The organism is Lysinibacillus sp. OF-1 (genome assembly GCF_028356935.1).
GTDB lineage: Bacteria > Bacillota > Bacilli > Bacillales_A > Planococcaceae > Lysinibacillus > Lysinibacillus fusiformis_D.
The window spans coordinates 3355675-3375787 of record NZ_CP102798.1; the positions used below are offsets into that span (position 1 = coordinate 3355675).

Consider the following 20113-nt stretch of genomic DNA (forward strand, 5'->3'; position numbering starts at 1 on the left):
TTTATTTGCGTTCAACTACTGGTGGAAAAACTTTCGCTACTTTGTTTTTAGCAAAATGAGCAATAGGCTGCGTTCCCTGAAAATTCCCCTTCATAAAAGAAGCTAATGTATTACTGTGAATCGTTGCGCTTGCCCGCTGTAATTCCCATGGTGAGTGGTGGATATCAATTCGAAAAAGGGTATCCTTCCACTTGGCCCATGAATGATAACGTTCTACAATCCATTGGTCAAAATTAGTATTCGTGTGATCTTCTATTGTATAAGTAACCCTTAATCTTTCGTCACAGGCTTTGTAATGGCTTGTATATGAAAAGTGATTTTCTCTTTGTTTTGCTAAGATTTTGGAGAAGCGGTATGGTAAACTACCTAATGCCGTGATTTTTGACACGAAATAATTCGTGACATCTAAATGAAAAAAATAGATGCCTTTCATGCCGTTATACTCTACATATGTTCGGACATTCAATTGTAAATAGATATTCATCCCAGGAAAGGTTGGTAGAAATCGTAGTCGATGTCGATGAACTTTAAAAAAGACAGCACTTAGCCAAGCATTTTGTTCAAAGAGTTCAAGTTTTAGTTCCTCAGGTAGATGTTTTTCTAACTCTTTGGGGTCTATGGGCCAGTGTAAAAATAGAACATCTTGCCATGTCTGTGTCATCATCCACATAGAAAAACTCCTTTCTAACTACTAGCTTTTCCTAGAAAGGAGTTATTCAAACAACTGGACTATTGATCTTGCTCAGCATATTCTATTTCAACATACCGATAATATAAATTTCGTAATTCAGATTCTTTAAATAAGCCTAAATGGTTTTTAAATTGAGGATGAACCATTATCCCATGAGCTCGTAACTCTTTGACAAACCAACCTTTTGAAAATTTATGCACCGACCCCATTCTCCTTTATCTTTATTCATACATAGAGTATGCGATCGGATTCTGTAGAGTGCCTATATACAATAAAAAACGAGAGAATGAATGTCTCTCGTTTTTACTCATGTGCCACAAAAAGTACGATATGGTTGATTAGACGGTTCAGGTAATGCAGCATATTCTTGTTGCTCTTTCGTATGGGCATAAGGCTGAGCAAGGACTTTTAATAAATTATTCATAACACGATAGTCGTCTCGTTCTACAGCTGCTTCTAAAGCTTCTTCTACCCTGTGATTGCGAGGAATAACAGCAGGATTATGTTGACGCATTAATTGTTGTGACATTTCTTTCGTTTGCTGCTGTCTCGCTAATCGCTCCGTCCATTTTTGATGCCATTCTTGAAACCCTGATGCATTCATTAATGGGGTATCTTCCATTTGCTCAAAGGTTAAAGCGATAAACGTATTCGTATAATCTGCTTCGTATTGTTGCATAAGCTGGAGAAGCCCTTCAATAAGCTGGACATCTTCTTGCTCTTCATTAAAAATACCTAGCTTTGCGCGCATCCCCTTTAACCAATTTTCAACGTAGAAGTGAGGATATTGTTGTAGCGTGTCTTGTGCCAATTGAATAGCTTCTTCTTGATCATCGTGAATGAAAGGGAGTAACGTCTCAGCTAAGCGTGTTAAATTCCAGCCACCAATGTTGGGCTGATTTCCATAAGCATAACGACCTTGCCGATCAATAGAGCTAAATACAGTCGCGGGATCATAGGTGTCCATGAAAGCGCAAGGACCATAATCAATGGTTTCACCGCTAATGGTCATATTATCTGTGTTCATGACTCCATGAATAAAGCCCACTAACTGCCACTGTGCTATTAAGGATGCCTGCTTCTTCATGACTTCCTTTAGCAAATAAAGATAGCGATTTTGAGTGCCAGTATCAGCTGAGAAATGACGTTCTAATGCATAGTCAGCCAAGCGTTGGAGCTCTTCATCTGTTCCCCATTGTGCGGCATATTGAAAGGTCCCTACTCGCAAATGACTGCTGGCAACTCGCGTGACAATTGCTCCTGGTAATTCAGTTTCTCGCATAATCATTTCACCTGTAGCCACTACTGCAAGACTACGTGATGTGGGAATCCCTAACGCAAACATCGCCTCACTCATGATGTACTCCCTTAGCATTGGCCCTAACGCAGCTCGTCCATCTCCACCACGAGAATAAGGTGTTCTACCAGAACCTTTTAGTGCGATATCATACCGTTCCTGTTGAGGTGTTATATGTTCTCCATATAAAAGCGCTCTACCATCACCCAACATATTAAAATGACCAAATTGATGCCCTGCATAGGCTTGTGCAATTGGTTCGCCACCTTCTGGGATTTTATTGCCAGCTAAGATAGCGACTCCTTCTTCCCTCTGTAAAGCTTGAGCATCTAATCCAAGTGACACTGCAACAGCTTCATTTAACAGAACTAGCTTTGGTGAACGAACAGGATTTAACGAAATATCGGAATACATAATACTTGGTAGTCGAACATAACTATTATCAAAATGCCAGCCAATTGTCTTTTCCATGTTTTCTCCTTTATTGCCTTTTGATTTATTTTTGCTATTTCAACATTAATCATTCCTAGTCAAATTTACCACTAGAAAGCCTACATAAAAATCCACATAACTTTAATGTTATGCGGATTTTTATTTTATGTTAATTTCGTTGAAAAATATGAGTCGCAATACTTTGATGATCATCTGTCAAGCAAGCGACTTTAAAAGAGGTTGCAGTGATTTCCACAACCGCAAAGCTTTTCTCTTTACGACCACGTGGTTTTAATAAGCTTCCAGGATTTAAAAATAAAATATCATCAATCATTTCGGCACCAAGGATATGAGAGTGACCAAAGCATACGATTTGTGCGTCCACCTCTTTGGCCCGATAGGTTAATGATAAGATGGAATTTTTCACATTGAATAAATGGCCATGCGTCACAAAAATTTTAACATCATTGACTGTGAAAATTTCCTCTTCGGGGAAAGCTGTTTCACGATCACAGTTTCCTCTTACTTTTTTCACGCCTTTTAATGCCTCATGTGAGAAAGGAAGTTCACTATCTCCACAATGAATGACAACATCTATTTCAGGATAAAAACCTTTAACCTTTTCGATGACATGGCTATCACCATGTGTATCGCTCATAACAAGTATTTTCATGGATATCACCTCTTATTTTATAAGATTCGGTAATTGTTCCTTTAACTTGCGAATGGCATTGCCACGGTGAGAAATAGAGCCTTTTTCCTCTGGTGAAAGCTCAGCCATCATACGATTTAAGCTTGGTACGAAAAAGATTGGATCATAGCCAAATCCATTCGTTCCACGTTTTTCATGTGCAATAACCCCTTCACATGTGCCGAATACCGTTGTCGTTACAAAATCAGGTCCTGCAATTGCAATGCAGCAGCAAAAACGGGCAGTACGTTTGTCATCTTCGACACCATGTAAATTAGCTAACAATTTTACCATGTTTGCTTCGTCGTCATGATCGCCAGCATAGCGGGCAGAATACACGCCTGGCTCACCATTTAATGCATCCACTGCTAAGCCACTATCATCTGCAATCACAATTGTGCCAAGTTCCTTCGCCAACGCTTCTGCTTTTAAGATTGCATTTTCTTCAAATGTTGTACCAGTTTCTTCTATTTCCATTTCTGGTGCTACTTCAAACATTGTCACTACTTCATAACCTAGTGGACCAAATAATGCTTCAAAATCTTTTGCTTTTCCTTTATTTTTTGTGGCGATGACTACTTGTTTCATAATTATTGATTCCCTCCGACTTTGTTGGCCAGTTCACCAAGCGTTGTTTTTTGAAGATTTACTAATTGCTGAATGCCTTTTTCACCCAATGCTAACAATTCATTCAGTTCTTCACGAGAAAAGGTAGCTTCCTCACCTGTACCCTGTATTTCAACAAATCGCCCTGTGCCTGTCATCACAATATTCATATCAACAGCAGCAGCCACATCTTCTACATAATTTAAATCAAGAATGGCACCTTGTTCTTCTACAATGCCAACACTTGTTGCCGCTAAAAAGTCTGTTACTGGGAACTTCTCAAATGGCTTTTCTTCAGCAAACTTAGCAATTGCCTGTGTCATTGCAACAAATGCTCCTGTAATAGATGCTGTACGAGTGCCACCATCAGCTTGAATAACATCACAGTCAATCCATACAGTGCGTTCTCCAAGGGCTTCTAAATCGACAACAGCACGTAATGCACGCCCAATTAAGCGTTGAATTTCCATCGTACGGCCATTGACTTTTCCTCGTGAGGATTCACGTGGTGTACGTTGAGCGGTTGCACGAGGAAGCATTGAGTACTCGGCTGTGATCCATCCTTTCCCTTGGCCACGTAAAAAGCCAGGTACTTTGTCTTCAATTGTTGCTGTGCAAATTACTTTTGTATTACCTACTTGAATTAATACCGAGCCTTCTGGGTGTAATAGATACTCTGTATCCATTTTTACAGGTCGTAGCCCGTCTGCATTTCTTCCATCAAATCTTGTCATATCATTCGTTCCTCCTAAAAACTTTCGCGCCCTCATCTTATCACAATTTGTGCCATCAAAAAAGTACTCAGACGTTTATGTACATAGCTAAAAAAACGGCAAAAATCAGCCTAGCCTGTTGCTAAGCTGATTTTTTATTTTAATGTCATACGTTTTATGTCAAGAGTACCTTGCTCCAGCCAATTCTCAGCGATTGAACGGAAAATTGGAACAGAACCAGATGCAAAAAATTTATGGGCAGGCACCGCATCAGCATTTGCTAAAGTGCCGTTATACGCTAACATTTCTTGAACATCTTTTGCTGTTTCCTCCGCAGAAGATAACACATTCACATCTCCTCCGACAACAGCTTCAATTTGTTTTTGTAAAATAGGGTAATGTGTACACCCTAAAATAACCGTATCAAATTGTCGATTTTTCAACGGCTTTAAGCCTTCAGCTATTAACTTATTTGCAAAGTCACCTTTGTATTCGCCACTTTCTACAAGTGGTACGAATGTTGGACATGCTAGTGGGATAATATGTGTTGACGTATTAAGTGATAATAAGGCTTCTTCATACGCCCCACTTTTAATTGTTCCTTCTGTTGCAAGCACAACGACTTCATGTCGCTTCGTCTTTTTTACAGCTGCACGTGCGCCAGCATTAATAACGCCTAGTACCGGAAAAGGCATATTTCTTTGTAAACTTTCGAGTGCTACTGCAGTCGCTGTATTACAAGCAATAACGAGCATCTTAATATTCATTTTTTCGAGTGCTTTTGCCATTTGCCAAGTGAAATTCCGTACTTCCTGACGACTTCTTGGACCATACGGACATCTTGCTGTATCGCCAATATAATAGATCGTTTCGTTTGGCAATCGCTTCATGATTTCTTTTGCTACGGTTAAACCGCCTACTCCTGAGTCAATAACGCCTATCGGGGCATTCATACTTTCCGCCTCAATCCTGTTTCATGTGTACATGTAGTTTTTCTAAATAGCTTGATAATTGCGCGACTTCTTGTTCATTAAAACCAACAAGCATCTCCTGCAAGTATTGCTGCCTTTTTTCAATAACTTCTTGAATAATACGTTCGCCCTTTTCGAGAAGATGAACGACAACAACACGGCGATCATTTTCATCACGCACACGCTTGACTAATTCATTTTTCTCCATTCGATCCACTAAATCTGTTGTTGTGCTAAAGGCTAAATATAAACGGTTTGATAATTCGCCAATTGTAATATCACCAAGCTCTTCTAACCACTGTAATGCAACAAATTGTGGCGGCGTTATCGCATAGTCGGAAACAATTTCTCTTCCCTTTTGCTTCACGATGGCCGCTATATAGCGTAATTCCTTTTCAACCGTTGCAACGGTTTCAGGTGAGTGCTTTGTTACTTCATCCGACATATAACTATTTCACTCCTAAAAATACGTTGAATAGTTCTATTTTGTCGTTTTTTTCACGAAATAGCAAGTGTCCATTAGTCTAATTTAAATTCTTCCAAGCGTAACAGCTCAATTAACGCCTGAGATCGATTCGTTACACCTAGCTTTTGAATTGTATTGGAAATGTGATTCCGCACTGTTTTTTCACTAATACCAAGCTGCTCTGCAATATCTCTCGTTGTTTTTTCAGCTAATAAAAGCGCAAATATTTCACGTTCTCGGTTTGTTAAAAGAGAACGATGATGAGAGCCATTCATTCAGTTACACCCTCCTCCCCCGCACGTATTGTAACTTATGTTAAGGGGCTGGAAGCGGTGACGGCTATTTGCATGATTATTCCATGTTTCCTTAAAAATTTCGAAAATTACATCGATACATTCATAAATTTTATGTAAAATGCAATTCCTACTTTTTCAATAAACTTTCATATAATTACACTATAAACTAATGAGGAAGAATAGCCAATTGAATGAATTTCGTCCTATCTTCCTCAGAAATCGGCACACTCTTGCCTGTTCGAGGATCCATTTGCACAATTGTTCCACGACCAGTGAAGCAAATTTCATTCTTTTGATTTTTAGCAAGATAATGAATGTCCAGTGATGAATTTCCAACTTTCGCGATCTTTGTGTAAATTCGGAGAACATCATCAAAGAAGACCTGCTTCACATAATCACATTGTAAATCGGCGACTATCGGTATAGCCTCCACATCCTCATTAACTGCTGAAGGCATTAAAATACCTAAATGATGGAAATAATCAATTCTTGCTTGCTCAAAATATGTAAAGCTAACGGTATTGTTCATATGACCAAACATGTCTGTCTCTGAAAAACGTACACGTACCTCACTATAAAAGGAAAAATCCTTTTCCCACTCTTGAAAATCTTCAATATAGTTTGCTTTCATGTTACACCATCCCCTGTTATGTATTTGCCTGTTTTAATTATAATGACGGCAAATGAAATGAATACATATTCATTATAAAAGAAAATACTATATTATCATAGAAAAAACCGCAATTTACGCCTTTTATCACAAATATTCCTTCTGTTTATATCATATGCAACTTCAAATAAAAAAACTCCCTCACACAAAGTGTAAGAGAGTTTGGGCATTTAGCTTGTCCGTATATTAATCTACGTAGTGATCAGAACCGAAGAAGTTACGGAACATTTGCACTGTAGTTGCACGGTTTAGTGAAGCGATAGATGTTGTTAAAGGAATACCTTTTGGACATGCAGCTACACAGTTTTGAGAGTTACCACAGTTCGCAAGGCCACCATCACCCATAATAGCATTTAAACGTTCATCTTTAACCATTGCACCAGTTGGGTGAGTGTTGAAAAGACGTACTTGTGATAATGGAGCTGGTCCGATGAATGAAGCTTTTTCAGACACGTTTGGACATGCTTCCATACATACACCACAAGTCATACATTTAGATAATTCATAAGCCCATTGACGTTTACCTTCTGGCATACGTGGACCTTCACCTAAATCATAAGTACCATCAATTGGTACCCAAGCTTTCACTTTTTTAAGTGCATTGAACATACGTTCACGGTCAACTTGTAGGTCACGAATAACAGGGAATGTCTTCATTGGCTCAAGCTTAATTGGCTCAGTCAATTGATCAACAAGTGTTGAACATGATTGACGTGGACGGCCATTGATGACCATTGAACATGCACCACAAACTTCTTCTAAACAGTTCATATCCCATGATACTGGCGATGTGTTTACACCATCCTCAGTAACAGGATTTTTTTGAATTTCCATTAAAATTGAGATTACGTTCATACCATGACGGTAAGGCACTTGGAATTTTTGCCAGTAGCTATTGCCGCCTTGTGTATCTTGACGTAAGATTTCCACTTTGACCATTCTTCCAGTATTAGCTGCGATTTGCATAACTTTTAGTCTCCTTTCGCAGAGTAGTCACGTTTACGTGGTGGGATTAAAGAAACGTCGACTTCTTGGTACGTGATGATTGGATTACCAGTAGTTGGGTCAAACTTCGCCATTGTTGTTTTTAAGAACTGCTCGTCATCACGGTTAGGGAAATCAGGTTTATAGTGTGCACCACGAGATTCATTACGTAATAGTGCACCTTTTGTCATTACTTTTGCAAGCACTAACATATTTTTAAGTTGACGCGTAAAGTGCGCGCCTTGATTACTCCATTTTTGCGTATCGTTAATGTTGATGTTATTCCAACGCTCAGTAAGCTCATCAAGTTTTTTCAATGTATCTTCAAGCTGATCATTGTAACGTACTACAGTCATTGTAGCAGTCATCATTTCACCAAGCTCTTTATGCAGTAAGTAAGCGTTTTCTGTGCCTTCCATTTTCATGATAGCATCCCATTTCGCTTGCTCCTCTTTGACACGAGCATCGTAAATCTCTTGTGGAAGATCTTCTGCATGCTTTTTAAGGTGTTTTACATAATCTACTGCGTTTGGTCCTGCAACCATACCACCGTAGATAGCAGATAATAATGAGTTCGCACCAAGACGGTTTGCACCATGTTGAGAGTAATCACATTCACCTGCTGCAAATAGACCAGGAATTTCAGTCATTTGGTTGTAATCAACCCATAATCCACCCATTGAATAGTGAACTGCTGGGAAAATTTTCATTGGTAATTTACGTGGATCATCCCCTACGAATTTTTCGTAGATTTCGATGATACCACCAAGTTTAACGTCCAATTCATGTGGATCTTTATGAGAAAGATCTAGGTATACCATGTTCTCGCCATTAATACCAAGTTTTTGGTTTACACAGACATCAAAAATTTCACGTGTTGCAATATCACGTGGTACTAAGTTACCATAAGCTGGGTACTTTTCTTCTAAGAAGTACCAAGGTTTACCGTCTTTATAAGTCCAAATACGACCACCTTCACCACGAGCTGATTCTGACATTAGACGGTTTTTGTCATCTCCAGGAATCGCTGTTGGGTGAATTTGAATGAATTCACCATTCGCATATGAAGCACCTTGTTGATAAACGATAGAAGCAGCAGAACCTGTGTTAATAACAGAGTTTGTTGTTTTACCGAAGATAATACCAGGGCCACCAGTCGCCATAATAACAGCGTCTGCACGGAATGATTTAATTTCTTCTGTACGCATATCTTGCGCTACGATACCACGGCAAACGCCGTCATCATCGATGATAACACCAAGGAATTCCCAGTGTTCATATTTATTTACTAAACCAGCTACTTCATGAGAACGAACTTGCTCATCTAGCGCATATAGTAATTGTTGACCAGTTGTTGCACCAGAGAAAGCTGTACGGTGCATTAAAGTACCGCCAAAACGACGGAAATCTAAAAGTCCTTCTGGTGTACGGTTGAACATAACACCCATACGGTCCATTAAGTGGATAATGCCAGGTGCTGCGTCACACATACCTTTTACTGGTGGTTGGTTCGCTAAGAAGTCCCCACCATATACAGTATCATCAAAGTGAATCCATGGAGAATCCCCTTCACCTTTTGTATTTACCGCACCATTAATTCCGCCTTGCGCACAAACAGAGTGTGAGCGTTTTACAGGAACTAATGAGAATAAATCAACTTCAGTACCAACTTCAGCTGCTTTAATCGTTGCCATCAGACCGGCAAGACCACCGCCGACAACAATTATTTTGCTTTTCGCCATGATTATTTCTCACTCCTCTTAAAAAATTGCAATGATTGCTGTTACTCTATCGTAGCTTCTATTGAATTATACGAAAGCTAAAATAGCAGCCACACCAACTACACTTAGAATTACGAAAATAATGTTTGTTACGTAAGTAGCAATCTTTTGAGACTGAGGAGATTGTGTAATACCCCAGCTTACTAGGAATGCCCATAAACCGTTAGATAAGTGGAAAGTTGCTGATAAAATACCAACAATGTAGAATCCAAGCATGAATGGATTAGCAACGATATTCGCCATCATGTCGTAATCAACGTGTGTGCCAAGTGCTTTTTGAATACGAGTTTGGAAAATATGCCATGCAATGAAAATCACTAGGAATACACCAGTGAAACGTTGTAAAGAGAACATCCAGTTACGGTATGTGCTGAAACGTCCTGTGTTTGGTGTAGCAGTGAATGCAATGTAGACACCATAGAATGCGTGGAACATTAATGGAATATAGATGACAATCCATTCAACTAGGATAAGGAATGGAATCTTTTCCATTACTGCGGTAGCATCGTTGTAACTTTCTGCCCCGCCTGTTGCTGTAAAGTTAATGAACAGGTGCATCGTTAAAAACAGACCTACTGGAATGATACCAAGTAGAGAATGTAAGCGACGCCATAAAAACTCTCGATCTTTCGACAAGACTGTTACCCCCCTTAGTACTTAAAATAGCACAACAAAAGAAGTCATCATTTTGTAAATGATACTTCATTGACTGTGTATTTCATCATGGTACAATATTATGACATGTTTATTGTACTCTCAAGAGCTACGAGCGTCAAGGCAACTCGGAGTTTTTCATAGAGCTTATTAAAGAACTAATCTAGTACATGATGCGTTGTTTTTTCTCGAAAAATCTATCATTACTTTATTACTGTTGAATTTTAAGAAAATTCTAAGAAAGAAGGATAACAATGTTAAACACTCCATCTCCTACAATTTCATCATTTGGTTATGAGCTCATTCGCGATCATATTCTATCTTCTATCCTTGGTAAACATGAGAATGATGTCCTTTATTGGGCAGGTAAAGAGCTTGCTCGCAAGTTCCCATGCAAAAGTCAAGACGAACTTATCGCATTTTTCGCAGATGCCTGCTGGGGTACACTAGAGCTCATGAAGGAATCAAAGGATGGTCGCATTTTCCAATTGACAAATGACCCTGAAATATTGCAAATCAAACAACGAAGCTTTAGACTGGAAGCAGGATTTATAGCAGAGCAAATTCAATTAGCTAAAGGCTACCTTACAGAATGCTATGATGAAAAGCGAGAAAAGCAGCACTATGTCATGTTTACAGTCAAATGGGATGTCAAGGAACGTATTATGAATACCATCCCTACTGAATGATGAAAAGGATTGTCTCCCTATTCAACGGGATGACAATCCTTCTTTTTTCTTCCTTTAATTTCGGACTATTACATAAAATACTGTTTCTTCTATTATTATATATAAAGTGCTTGCTCTAAATTGAATTCATCATGCAAGGCATTTGCTGCACGAATCATATCATCCTGTGGTACAACAACAGACACTTTTATTTCAGACGTACTAACCATTTTTATAGGGATATCTTCACGACGTAATCGATCAAACATGCGAGCAGCCACACCTGGATTAGAGGCCATACCTGAACCAATGATAGAAACCTTCGCCAACCCTATTTCAAAGTCAGCAAAACTAAAGCCAAGTGACAATTTACTATCTTCTAGAACACGCAATGTTTCCGCAAATTCTTCTTTTAAAATGGAAAAAGACACAGTTGGTTTTAAGCCATCAATGATTGCCTGTACAATAATATCTACATTAATGCGGTTTTCTGCAAGGATTGTAAACATATCTGCCAATGCACCATCGGCATACGCATCATACCCCACTGTTAAACGGATAATATCTGACTCAAAGGCTACACCACGGACGACTAAATTTTTCTCCATTTCCACTTCCTCCTTCAATAAAGTACCTACTGACTCTACTAAGCTAGAGCGTATAATAACGGGCATTTGAAATTTTTTTGCTAACTCCACTGCACGAGGATGAATAACATGTGATCCTAAATTAGATAACTCCAGCATTTCATCATAGGAGATTTCCTGCAGCTTTTGAGCTTTGCTGACATAGCGTGGATCTGCTGTATAAACACCGTCAACATTTGTGTACATATCAGTTCGCTCTGCTTCCAATGCTACCGCGAGTGCTATAGCTGTTGTTTCAGCTCCGCCTTTGCCAAGTGTAGTAATATTTTGTTCCTCATCAATACCCTGTTCTCCAGCAATCACTACAATTTGTCCCTGTACAAGATGTTCTTCAATACGACTGTCATCGATATAGTCAATACGTGCATGACGATACTTACAATCTGTATGTATACCTGCTTGCCATCCAGTTAAGGACACTGCCTCATAGCCCGCTTCCTGTAATGCGATGGCAAATAAAGCGCTGGATAATTGAGAGCCCGTAGACACGACTGCAGCTAATTCTCGTTTGGGCACTTCGTCCGTTAGTTGATGTACCATCGTTTGCACATCTTTCATTGTGTGTCCCATTGCTGCAACGACCACGACTACATCGAAGCCTCTGTCCTTTTCAGCAATCGCCTTCCTTGCTGCCTCTTGGATTTGTTCAGTAGAAGCTAGTGCAGCCCCTCCAAACTTCATCACTATTTTAGCCATTTCTTGCGTTCTCCTTTCCAGTCATATATTTCACCTGCTTCTAGAAAACTAAAAGGCAGCCTCCACATAACGTGAAAGCTGCCTATAACATGTACAATGATCGTAACTTGTGCATGTGTGATAGCTCTCCGAAACTTTTAGAATCGACAATCTTACATTTCTTAAATGTAAAACCAGTACAACAAAGGAAACAACAATGCTATACTTCGGCAAGCTCCCCTTTCACACACGATCTCTGGACTTGTTCATCCTCCATTGTGTTACTCTTGAATCTTGCACCTCTATCATCACCATAAAGTGAATGTATTCAATTGGTTTAACGCTGGCGTCAACATGCTAGCCACACCAGTTCGCTATTCATCACATTGACGAACAATGTTATTTACAACCTTAGCACATGTCTATTCCTTTGACAATGACTCTTGCTGAAAATAGCTATAAATTTGGCTCGCTAAATTAGCAGGTATTCCTGCCTCCTGCAAAGCTAGCTCGCTCGCCTCTCGAATTTTCTTAACTGAACCAAAATGTTTGAGCAACTGCTGCTTGCGTTTTGGCCCCACACCTTCAATATGGTCTAACACCGATTGAATGGCATGCTTCTCATGCTGTTGGCGCAAGAAGGTAATAGCAAAGCGGTGAACTTCGTCCTGAATTCGTTGTAATAAATAAAAGCCATCACTAGTACGCTTTAAGGCAATTACTTCTGGTGGATCACCAAACAATAGCTGCGACGTATTATGCTTATCATCTTTTGCTAAACCTGCAATCGGTATAACAAGTCCAAGCTCATCTTCTAGTACTTCACGGGCGACTTCCATTTGCCCCTTGCCACCATCAATTAAGACCAAATCTGGCAATGGCAAGCCTTCCTTTAAGACACGCGAATATCGCCGACGTATAACCTCTTGCATCGCACCGTAATCATCATGCTTTGCAGCCGTACGCGTTTTGTATTTACGATATTCCTTTTTCGCAGGCTTTCCATCAATGAAGACAACCATAGCCGATACAGCATCCGTGCCATGCATATGACTATTGTCAAATGCCTCAATTCGTAATGGCGTTGAAATACCTATTGCTTCACCAAGTGCCTCACAAGCACCAATTGTCCGTTCTTCCTGCCGTTCAATTAGCTGGAATTTAGCTGCCACAGCAATCTCAGCATTTTTAGTTGCTAATTCAACCAATTCCCTCTTTTGACCTCTTTTTGGTGTAAGAACTTTAAGCTCTAATAACTCCGTTAAGATGGCTGCATCAATTGCTTGTGGAATAAAAATTTCTTTCGGCTTAATATGCTCTGGTTTTTCATAAAAGCGGCCAACAAATGTTAAAAACTCTTCCTCAGCATCTTGATAAATTGGGAAAACCGAGACATCACGCTCAATCAGCTTTCCTTGGCGAACAAAGAAAACTTGCACACACATCCAGCCTTTTTCGACGGCATAGCCAAATACATCGCGGTTCGTTGTATCACTTGATACTATTTTTTGTTTCTGCATGACCGTATCAATATGTGCAATCTGATCGCGAAACTCCTTCGCTCGCTCAAATTCTAAGTTTTCAGCAGCTGCAAGCATTTTAACTTCAAGCTCTTTTTTGACTGCCTCGACACCACCATTTAGAAACTTCGTCATATCCTCAATCATCTCTTGATAAACCTGACCATTAATTTCTTTTACACAAGGTGCTAAACATTGCCCCATATGATAATACAAGCAAACTTTGGAAGGCAATTGGACACATTTGCGCAATGGATACAATCGATCCAACAGCTTTTTCGTTTCACTTGCCGCATAAGCATTGGGGTAAGGACCAAAATATTTAGCCTTATCCTTTTTTACCTTACGTGTCGTAATAAGACGTGGATGTTTTTCATTCGTAATTTTTAAATATGGATATGTCTTATCATCTGTTAGCATGACATTGTATTTTGGATCATGTAATTTAATGAGATTCAGCTCTAAAATAAGTGCTTCAATATTAGATGATGTCACGATATACTCAAAATCTTCTATTTCACCGACAAGCCTTTGTGTTTTGCCTTCATGTGTTCCCGTAAAATAAGAACGTACACGGTTTTTCAGTATTTTCGCTTTGCCCACATAAATGATTGTCCCTTGACGATCCTTCATCAAATAGCAGCCAGGCTGATCCGGTAAAATATCTAGTTTACGCTTGATTAAATCGTTCATTACCTACCTGCCCCCCCTACGTAAAAATCCCTCTCAATTGAATATGATAGATATTACCTTTATTATATAACGAAAAAAAGCCGAACACATCTATTGATGGTCCGGCTTTTGTGAACTTCATTAATTACGCATGTTTTGCGATAAATGCTTCTAAAGCTTCTTTCGGTTGGAAGCCTACAGTTTTGTCAACTAATTCTCCATCTTTAAATAATAGTAAAGACGGAATTGACATAATTTGATACTGAGCTGCAGTACCTTGGTTATTGTCTACATCAACTTTTACAATTTTAGCCGCACTTCCTGCAGCGTCCATTTCTTCAAGAACTGGCCCAATCATTTTACAAGGTCCGCACCAAGCAGCCCAAAAGTCTACAAGTACTAACCCTTCTTTAATATCGTCCTGGAACGTAGCATCTGTTGCATGTACAATTGCCATTTGAAATCCTCCTTAAACTTACTATGATTGTAGTATAGCATGGATAAATTCACTTGAGCGAACAATCTGCCTGCAATGTATTTTTTATGAAAAACTGTGTCGAAAAAAACTATAAAGACCATTAATTGGCTTGATAACGACCTTTCCATACATAGGTGAATGTTATAAAAAGATAAATGCCTAACGTAATGCTTGTCACGATAATAGATGTTGTAAAAATAATCCCAATTAAAATCGCACTTAACGCCATAATGGCAATCCATGTTGTATACGGGAACCATTTTACTTCATAGGCACTTGTATGTTCTGCTTGTTTTTTACGGGATTTCAAATGGGCAATCGCAATAATTAACCAAATAAATAACACGGTATAGCCAAGTGATCCCATTAGAAAATCAAAAGTCTTGCTGCCAACATATAAAGATAGAATAACTCCTAAATACATCGCTAATGTACACATTAAAATAGCATATACTGGCACTTTTCTTTTAGATAAGTGGGCAAATATTTTAGGAACCCGTCCGTCTACAGCTTGTGTATATAGTACACGGGATGAGCCATAAAGCCCTGAATTCATGGAAGAAATAATGGCAAGTATCACAACAGCATTCATAATGTGATCTGCGCCTGGAATGCCAATCATTTTGAACACCATTACAAAAGGACTTTCAGGAACTCCGTTTACTTCATTCCATGGAATCAAGCTTACGATAATAAAGAAAGGCAGTAAATAGAATGTAACAATACGTACTAATGTACTACGAACCGCTTTTGGCACTACTTTCTCAGGATTTTTCGTTTCTGCTAATGTAATCCCAATGATTTCTGTACCACCATAAGAATAAATAACAACTAACATAGCAGCAATTAATCCCATAGATCCGTTAGGGAAAAAACCACCGTGCTCAGTTAAGTTAGAAAAACCAACGGCGCTATGGTTTCCAAACGTAGCAAGTAATAAAATAAGTCCTGCTATAATAAAGACAATAATAACGGTAATTTTGATCAATGCTAGCCAGTATTCTGTTTCCGCAAATATTTTCACCGATAATAAATTAATGGCTGTCACTAACACAGAAACAGACAGGGCAAGTATCCAAATTGGATATTCTGGCAACCAATATTGAATAAAAATAGCGGCGACGACAGATTCTGCTGCAATATTTAAAACCCACATTTTCCAATAGATCCAATCTAGGAAATAAGCAGGGTATTTTCCCAACACTGATTGAACTAAATCTCTGAACGTTCTTGCGTCTTTATTTCGAACAGCCATTTCTGCTAGACCTTGCATGACAAATAATAAAATAATGCCCCCTATTAAATAGGCAATCAGCACTGAAGGTCCTGCCATATCAATGGCTGCACTACTTCCTTTAAATAGACCTGCTCCGATGGCTCCACCTAACGCCATCATGGTGATATGACGCGAGGTCATAGTTCTTGTTAATTGTTGCTTGTTCTTTTCCACTTTCTTACCTCCTAAAAATCAAAAAAGCATATCATCTACTCCTTCATCATCAAATGAAAGAAGAGACGATATGCTATCAGCAAACCGCGGTACCACTCTAATTGGTTCTTGAGAACCCAGCTTAAAAACCTTGTAACGAAGGTTAATCGTCAAACAAATAGAATAATCCGACAATTCTATTTATGTTACCACTCCTAGGCAAGTTCAAAGTCTTATTGGTCTGCGTTGCACCATCCCGCAGCTCTCTTCACCGAATAATGAGCTTTTACTACTCCTAATCTTTGCGTTTCTAATCATTATTATTGTATCAATCACTATACTGGCTAACGTTAATTATGTCAATATTTTATTTTGCGATAATTTTCAAATAGTACTTCATCATAAAAAAAGCAGGAAGGATTAGCCCTTCCCGCTTGTGCATTACGCGTTTACTTTTAACGCTTTAAATTCTTCTATTAGAAGTGGGATCACATCGAACAAATCTCCAACGATACCATAATCCGCTACTTTGAAAATATTAGCTTCTGGATCTTTATTAATAGCAACAATTACTTTTGAATTTGACATTCCTGCTAAATGTTGAATCGCTCCCGAAATACCAGCCGCAATATAAAGATCTGGTGTGACTACCTTACCAGTTTGACCGATTTGTAGTGAATAGTCACAGTATTCAGCGTCACATGCACCACGTGATGCTCCAACTGCACCGCCTAGTAAATCTGCTAGCGCTTTTAATGGTTCGAAACCTTCTTCAGATTTCACCCCACGACCACCAGCAACGACTACTTTCGCTTCTGATAAATCAACACCTTCTGAAGATTTACGAACAACCTCTTTAATAATTGTGCGAAGGTTTGTAATATCAACAGTGATTGCAGACACATCACCAGTTTTACCCTCTGCTTTTTCTAAAGGTGTAATGTTATTTGGACGAATGGAAGCTAAAACAACGCCTTCTTTCACTTTCACTTTTTCAAAAGCTTTACCAGAGTAAATTGGTCGGATGAAGACAACATCATCGCCTGCACCCTCAATAGCAGTAACATCAGATACTAGACCTGCTTGTAATTTACTTGCGATTTTTGGTGATAAATCTTTTCCATTTGCTGTATGCCCAAAGACAATGCCAGCAGGTTTTTCTTGCTCGATAACAGCTAATAGTGCTTGACTATAGCCATCAGATGTATATTGTTTTAAATGTGGGTGTTCCACTGTTACTACGCGGTCAGCACCATATTCAAATAATGGTCCTGTTAAACTTGCTACAGCATCTCCTAAAAGTACCCCAACAACTTCGCCACCATCAGCGATTTGTTTTGCAGCTGCAATTGCTTCGAAAGAAACATTACGTAAGCTTCCTTCACGAACTTCACTTAATACTAATACTTTTTTTGACATAGCATATTCCCTCCGTTACCCTTTAAGATTCGATTAACATCAAATAAATTAAACAACTTTTGCTTCTGTGTGAAGTAGATTTACTAGCTCTTTTACTTGTACAGAAAGGTCGCCCTCTAGAATGCGGCCTGCTGCTTTTTGAGCTGGCAAGAAGATGTCTACTGTTTCAATCTTCACTTCTACATCATCTTCATCGATATCTAAATCATCTAACTCAAGCTCTGCAAGCGGTTTCTTTTTCGCTTTCATAATACCTGGTAGAGATGGGTAACGTGGCTCATTTAAACCTTGCTGAGCTGTTACTAGTAATGGTAAAGAAGTTTCAATTACCTCTGAATCTCCTTCGATATCGCGAACAATTTTCGCAGATGTTCCATCAATTTCAAGCTTTGTAATCGTTGTTACATAATTTATATCTAATAAGTCTGCAACACGTGGACCTACTTGACCTGAACCACCATCGATCGCAACATTTCCTGTTAAAATTAAATCCGCCTCTTTATCTTTTAAGTATTCCGCTAATAGATAAGCTGCTGCATTTTGGTCTAACTCATCTAAATCGTCTTCCGTATTAATTAGCACTGCTTCGTCTGCTCCCATGGCAAGTGCTGTACGTAATTGCTTCTCTGCATCCTCGCCACCAATTGTCACTACTGTTACTTTACCACCAGCAGCATCGCGAACTTGGATTGCTTCTTCAATGGCATATTCATCATAAGGGTTGATAATGAATTCTGCGCCGTCCTCTTGGATTTTACCACCCGACACTACGATTTTTTCTTCTGTATCAAACGTACGTTTAATTAATGCAAAAATATTCATATATCCATACCTCCTGGAACGTTTTATAATTCTAAGTAAACTTATAAATATTATATATTTTCAGTTTCGATAACGCCGATAACATCTTAAAACTGTTATCGACATTTGGGAAATTATTTGCCAGTAAACATAGGCTCACGCTTTTCAATGAATGCTTGAATTCCTTCTTTGGCATCTTCTGATACGAATACTGTCCCAAAGGATGTTGCCTCTGCTTCAATGCCCTCATAAAATGATGCATGCTTTGCATATTGCAATGTTTGAATAGCTGCTTTTAAAGCAATTGGGCTTTTCTTTGCAATATTTTTCGCAATTTTCAACGTTTCATCTAGTAGTGCTTCGTCTGAGAATGTACGATTCGCTAAGCCCCACTGCACGGCTTCTGCACCAGTAATTGGCTCACTTGTAAACATCATTTCAGCAGCCTTTGCTACACCTACATAACGTGGTAAGCGCTGTGTACCACCAAAGCCAGGTATAAGACCTAATTGTAGTTCAGGTAAACCTAGTTTTGCCGATTCAGTGACAAATCGCATATGACAGCTCATGGCTAATTCAAGCCCACCGCCTAATGCCGCACCATGAATGGCTGCAATAACAGGCTTCGAGAATGATTCAACTCGCTCAAATACTTGCTGCCCGTTGCTAGCTAGCTTCGTAAATTCTTCTCCAGATTCTACCCCAGTAAATTCTTTAATATCTGCCCCTGCAGAGAAGAAACGGCCTTCACCATGAAGTACAAGGACTCTTACTGCATCATCGTGTTCAACAGCATCTAAGACAGCGTTAACTTCTGCAATAATACCGCGAGATAATGCATTTGCTGGTGGGCGTGCAATTGTAATAATCGCTACCCCATCTTCTACTTTCCAACTTAGAAATTCCATTTCTCCACATCCTTTTAAGCTTTAATGCCGTTCAGGATTAATGCCTGAACCTTTGGAACTTGTTCCATCAAATCATATCGATAGTCATTCATAACCCACGACGTAATCGTTTCATCAATTGTTCCAAAAACCATTTGTCGTGCCAAGCGTACATCCATCGTCTGATTAAACTCCCCTGAAAGCATACCTTCGACTAAAATTTGATCGAGTAAATGTAAATACTCACGTAGTACACCATTAATTTTTAATCGTAAGTCTTTGTTTGACTGGCGAAGCTCTAATTGTGTGACGGTTGCTAGGTATCGATCTGTCGCAAGAACATTAAAATGATTGGCAATCATTCGTGAAAGTTTGTCACGAGACGTACTTCCATTTTCTATTATATCTTGTAATGACTCTACAAAAACAGCCATTTTTTCATTAAAGACAGAAATTAATATATCTTCTTTATTTTTAAAATATAAATAGATTGTTCCATCGGCCACCCCTGCCTGTTTGGCGATTTTCGATACTTGCGCTTGGTGATACCCATTTTCCGCAATAACGATGACAGCTGCATCAATAATTTGCTTATATTTCGGCTTATCTCGTTTCACTTTTATATCACCACCTAAAAAACATGCGCACGTCTACAATATCAATAT

At 39.0% G+C, this 20113-nt stretch carries 22 protein-coding genes, 1 riboswitch and 1 other annotated feature; of the genes, 1 reads left to right on the forward strand and 21 read right to left on the reverse strand.

Features of this window, described 5'->3' with window-relative positions; translation table 11 throughout:
• Position 1: 1 nt before the first annotated feature.
• The 13 genes from NV349_RS16460 to NV349_RS16520 form a co-directional block, all read right to left on the reverse strand.
• Positions 2 to 670, reverse strand: coding sequence for a YqjF family protein (locus NV349_RS16460; RefSeq protein ID WP_271910634.1), 669 nt, complete (start codon positions 668 to 670; stop codon positions 2 to 4).
• Between the two features lie 59 nt (positions 671 to 729).
• Positions 730 to 900, reverse strand: a complete 171-nt coding sequence (locus tag NV349_RS16465; protein ID WP_170829897.1) for a DUF2639 domain-containing protein — start codon at positions 898 to 900, stop codon at positions 730 to 732.
• Between the two features lie 98 nt (positions 901 to 998).
• Positions 999 to 2459 carry a protein adenylyltransferase SelO gene (locus tag NV349_RS16470; RefSeq protein WP_271910636.1) on the reverse strand — a complete coding sequence of 487 codons (1461 nt, stop codon included), beginning with the start codon at positions 2457 to 2459 and terminating at the stop codon, positions 999 to 1001.
• A gap of 130 nt (positions 2460 to 2589) precedes the next feature.
• A complete protein-coding gene (locus NV349_RS16475; RefSeq protein WP_036128211.1) occupies positions 2590 to 3093 on the reverse strand; it encodes a metallophosphoesterase in 504 nt (167 codons plus the stop codon).
• Between the two features lie 12 nt (positions 3094 to 3105).
• A complete protein-coding gene (locus tag NV349_RS16480) occupies positions 3106 to 3699 on the reverse strand; it encodes an XTP/dITP diphosphatase (RefSeq protein ID WP_036128214.1) in 594 nt (197 codons plus the stop codon).
• 2 nt (positions 3700 to 3701) lie between these two features.
• On the reverse strand, positions 3702 to 4451 hold the full coding sequence (gene rph / locus NV349_RS16485) for a ribonuclease PH (RefSeq protein ID WP_141904741.1): 750 nt from the start codon (positions 4449 to 4451) through the stop codon (positions 3702 to 3704).
• Positions 4452 to 4585: 134 nt separating this feature from the next.
• Positions 4586 to 5383: a glutamate racemase gene (racE, locus tag NV349_RS16490; protein WP_036128218.1), complete on the reverse strand. Its 798-nt coding sequence runs from the start codon at positions 5381 to 5383 to the stop codon at positions 4586 to 4588.
• Positions 5384 to 5393: 10 nt separating this feature from the next.
• On the reverse strand, positions 5394 to 5846 hold the full coding sequence (locus NV349_RS16495) for a MarR family winged helix-turn-helix transcriptional regulator (protein ID WP_016991542.1): 453 nt from the start codon (positions 5844 to 5846) through the stop codon (positions 5394 to 5396).
• Positions 5847 to 5920: 74 nt separating this feature from the next.
• Positions 5921 to 6142, reverse strand: a complete 222-nt coding sequence (locus NV349_RS16500) for a helix-turn-helix domain-containing protein (RefSeq protein WP_004226437.1) — start codon at positions 6140 to 6142, stop codon at positions 5921 to 5923.
• A gap of 187 nt (positions 6143 to 6329) precedes the next feature.
• A complete protein-coding gene (locus NV349_RS16505) occupies positions 6330 to 6794 on the reverse strand; it encodes an acyl-CoA thioesterase (protein ID WP_036128221.1) in 465 nt (154 codons plus the stop codon).
• Positions 6795 to 7019: 225 nt separating this feature from the next.
• Complete coding sequence (sdhB, locus tag NV349_RS16510) at positions 7020 to 7799, reverse strand: succinate dehydrogenase iron-sulfur subunit (RefSeq protein ID WP_058844339.1); 780 nt, start codon at positions 7797 to 7799, stop codon at positions 7020 to 7022.
• 5 nt (positions 7800 to 7804) lie between these two features.
• Complete coding sequence (sdhA, locus tag NV349_RS16515; protein ID WP_036128225.1) at positions 7805 to 9559, reverse strand: succinate dehydrogenase flavoprotein subunit; 1755 nt, start codon at positions 9557 to 9559, stop codon at positions 7805 to 7807.
• 66 nt (positions 9560 to 9625) lie between these two features.
• Positions 9626 to 10234, reverse strand: coding sequence for a succinate dehydrogenase cytochrome b558 subunit (locus NV349_RS16520; RefSeq protein ID WP_141904737.1), 609 nt, complete (start codon positions 10232 to 10234; stop codon positions 9626 to 9628).
• Between the two features lie 272 nt (positions 10235 to 10506).
• Here NV349_RS16520 and NV349_RS16525 point away from each other — a divergent pair, with 272 nt between their 5' ends.
• On the forward strand, positions 10507 to 10941 hold the full coding sequence (locus NV349_RS16525) for a YslB family protein (protein WP_036128229.1): 435 nt from the start codon (positions 10507 to 10509) through the stop codon (positions 10939 to 10941).
• A 95-nt stretch (positions 10942 to 11036) separates the two neighbouring features.
• Here the strand turns inward: NV349_RS16525 and NV349_RS16530 are convergent, their stop codons facing one another.
• The 8 genes from NV349_RS16530 to NV349_RS16565 all read right to left on the reverse strand — a co-directional run bounded on the left by NV349_RS16530 (position 11037) and on the right by NV349_RS16565 (position 20065).
• On the reverse strand, positions 11037 to 12263 hold the full coding sequence (locus NV349_RS16530; RefSeq protein WP_271910643.1) for an aspartate kinase: 1227 nt from the start codon (positions 12261 to 12263) through the stop codon (positions 11037 to 11039).
• A 113-nt stretch (positions 12264 to 12376) separates the two neighbouring features.
• A riboswitch (Lysine riboswitch) is annotated at positions 12377 to 12555 on the reverse strand.
• A gap of 109 nt (positions 12556 to 12664) precedes the next feature.
• The gene (gene uvrC / locus NV349_RS16535; RefSeq protein ID WP_036128233.1) at positions 12665 to 14455 is read right to left on the reverse strand and encodes an excinuclease ABC subunit UvrC; all 1791 of its coding nucleotides are present in this window, start codon (positions 14453 to 14455) and stop codon (positions 12665 to 12667) included.
• A gap of 124 nt (positions 14456 to 14579) precedes the next feature.
• The gene (trxA, locus tag NV349_RS16540; RefSeq protein ID WP_004226420.1) at positions 14580 to 14891 is read right to left on the reverse strand and encodes a thioredoxin; all 312 of its coding nucleotides are present in this window, start codon (positions 14889 to 14891) and stop codon (positions 14580 to 14582) included.
• A 121-nt stretch (positions 14892 to 15012) separates the two neighbouring features.
• Entirely contained in the window at positions 15013 to 16329 is a 1317-nt protein-coding gene (locus NV349_RS16545; RefSeq protein ID WP_283778264.1) for an amino acid permease, read from the reverse strand.
• A gap of 91 nt (positions 16330 to 16420) precedes the next feature.
• Positions 16421 to 16653, reverse strand: a binding site (T-box leader).
• Positions 16654 to 16782: 129 nt separating this feature from the next.
• A complete protein-coding gene (locus tag NV349_RS16550; RefSeq protein ID WP_058844336.1) occupies positions 16783 to 17760 on the reverse strand; it encodes an electron transfer flavoprotein subunit alpha/FixB family protein in 978 nt (325 codons plus the stop codon).
• 48 nt (positions 17761 to 17808) lie between these two features.
• Entirely contained in the window at positions 17809 to 18582 is a 774-nt protein-coding gene (locus NV349_RS16555) for an electron transfer flavoprotein subunit beta/FixA family protein (protein WP_036128240.1), read from the reverse strand.
• Between the two features lie 113 nt (positions 18583 to 18695).
• Entirely contained in the window at positions 18696 to 19469 is a 774-nt protein-coding gene (locus NV349_RS16560) for an enoyl-CoA hydratase (protein ID WP_271910646.1), read from the reverse strand.
• Positions 19470 to 19483: 14 nt separating this feature from the next.
• Entirely contained in the window at positions 19484 to 20065 is a 582-nt protein-coding gene (locus NV349_RS16565; protein ID WP_036128243.1) for a fatty acid metabolism transcriptional regulator FadR, read from the reverse strand.
• Positions 20066 to 20113 lie beyond the last annotated feature (48 nt).

Excerpts from the sequence above, each read along its gene's own strand:
- NV349_RS16470 (WP_271910636.1), bottom strand. The coding sequence starts at position 2,459 with ATGGAAAAGACAATTGGCTGGCATTTTGATAATAGTTATGTTCGACTA.
- NV349_RS16465 (WP_170829897.1), bottom strand. The coding sequence starts at position 900 with ATGGGGTCGGTGCATAAATTTTCAAAAGGTTGGTTTGTCAAAGAGTTA.
- sdhA (WP_036128225.1), bottom strand. The coding sequence starts at position 9,559 with ATGGCGAAAAGCAAAATAATTGTTGTCGGCGGTGGTCTTGCCGGTCTG.
- NV349_RS16505 (WP_036128221.1), bottom strand. The coding sequence starts at position 6,794 with ATGAAAGCAAACTATATTGAAGATTTTCAAGAGTGGGAAAAGGATTTT.
- NV349_RS16530 (WP_271910643.1), bottom strand. The coding sequence starts at position 12,263 with ATGGCTAAAATAGTGATGAAGTTTGGAGGGGCTGCACTAGCTTCTACT.
- NV349_RS16560 (WP_271910646.1), bottom strand. The coding sequence starts at position 19,469 with ATGGAATTTCTAAGTTGGAAAGTAGAAGATGGGGTAGCGATTATTACA.
- trxA (WP_004226420.1), bottom strand. The coding sequence starts at position 14,891 with ATGGCAATTGTACATGCAACAGATGCTACGTTCCAGGACGATATTAAA.
- NV349_RS16475 (WP_036128211.1), bottom strand. The coding sequence starts at position 3,093 with ATGAAAATACTTGTTATGAGCGATACACATGGTGATAGCCATGTCATC.
- NV349_RS16480 (WP_036128214.1), bottom strand. The coding sequence starts at position 3,699 with ATGAAACAAGTAGTCATCGCCACAAAAAATAAAGGAAAAGCAAAAGAT.
- NV349_RS16545 (WP_283778264.1), bottom strand. The coding sequence starts at position 16,329 with ATGACCTCGCGTCATATCACCATGATGGCGTTAGGTGGAGCCATCGGA.
- rph (WP_141904741.1), bottom strand. The coding sequence starts at position 4,451 with ATGACAAGATTTGATGGAAGAAATGCAGACGGGCTACGACCTGTAAAA.
- NV349_RS16555 (WP_036128240.1), bottom strand. The coding sequence starts at position 18,582 with ATGAATATTTTTGCATTAATTAAACGTACGTTTGATACAGAAGAAAAA.
- NV349_RS16550 (WP_058844336.1), bottom strand. The coding sequence starts at position 17,760 with ATGTCAAAAAAAGTATTAGTATTAAGTGAAGTTCGTGAAGGAAGCTTA.
- NV349_RS16460 (WP_271910634.1), bottom strand. The coding sequence starts at position 670 with ATGTGGATGATGACACAGACATGGCAAGATGTTCTATTTTTACACTGG.
- racE (WP_036128218.1), bottom strand. The coding sequence starts at position 5,383 with ATGAATGCCCCGATAGGCGTTATTGACTCAGGAGTAGGCGGTTTAACC.
- uvrC (WP_036128233.1), bottom strand. The coding sequence starts at position 14,455 with ATGAACGATTTAATCAAGCGTAAACTAGATATTTTACCGGATCAGCCT.
- sdhB (WP_058844339.1), bottom strand. The coding sequence starts at position 7,799 with ATGCAAATCGCAGCTAATACTGGAAGAATGGTCAAAGTGGAAATCTTA.
- NV349_RS16500 (WP_004226437.1), bottom strand. The coding sequence starts at position 6,142 with ATGAATGGCTCTCATCATCGTTCTCTTTTAACAAACCGAGAACGTGAA.
- NV349_RS16525 (WP_036128229.1), top strand. The coding sequence starts at position 10,507 with ATGTTAAACACTCCATCTCCTACAATTTCATCATTTGGTTATGAGCTC.
- NV349_RS16495 (WP_016991542.1), bottom strand. The coding sequence starts at position 5,846 with ATGTCGGATGAAGTAACAAAGCACTCACCTGAAACCGTTGCAACGGTT.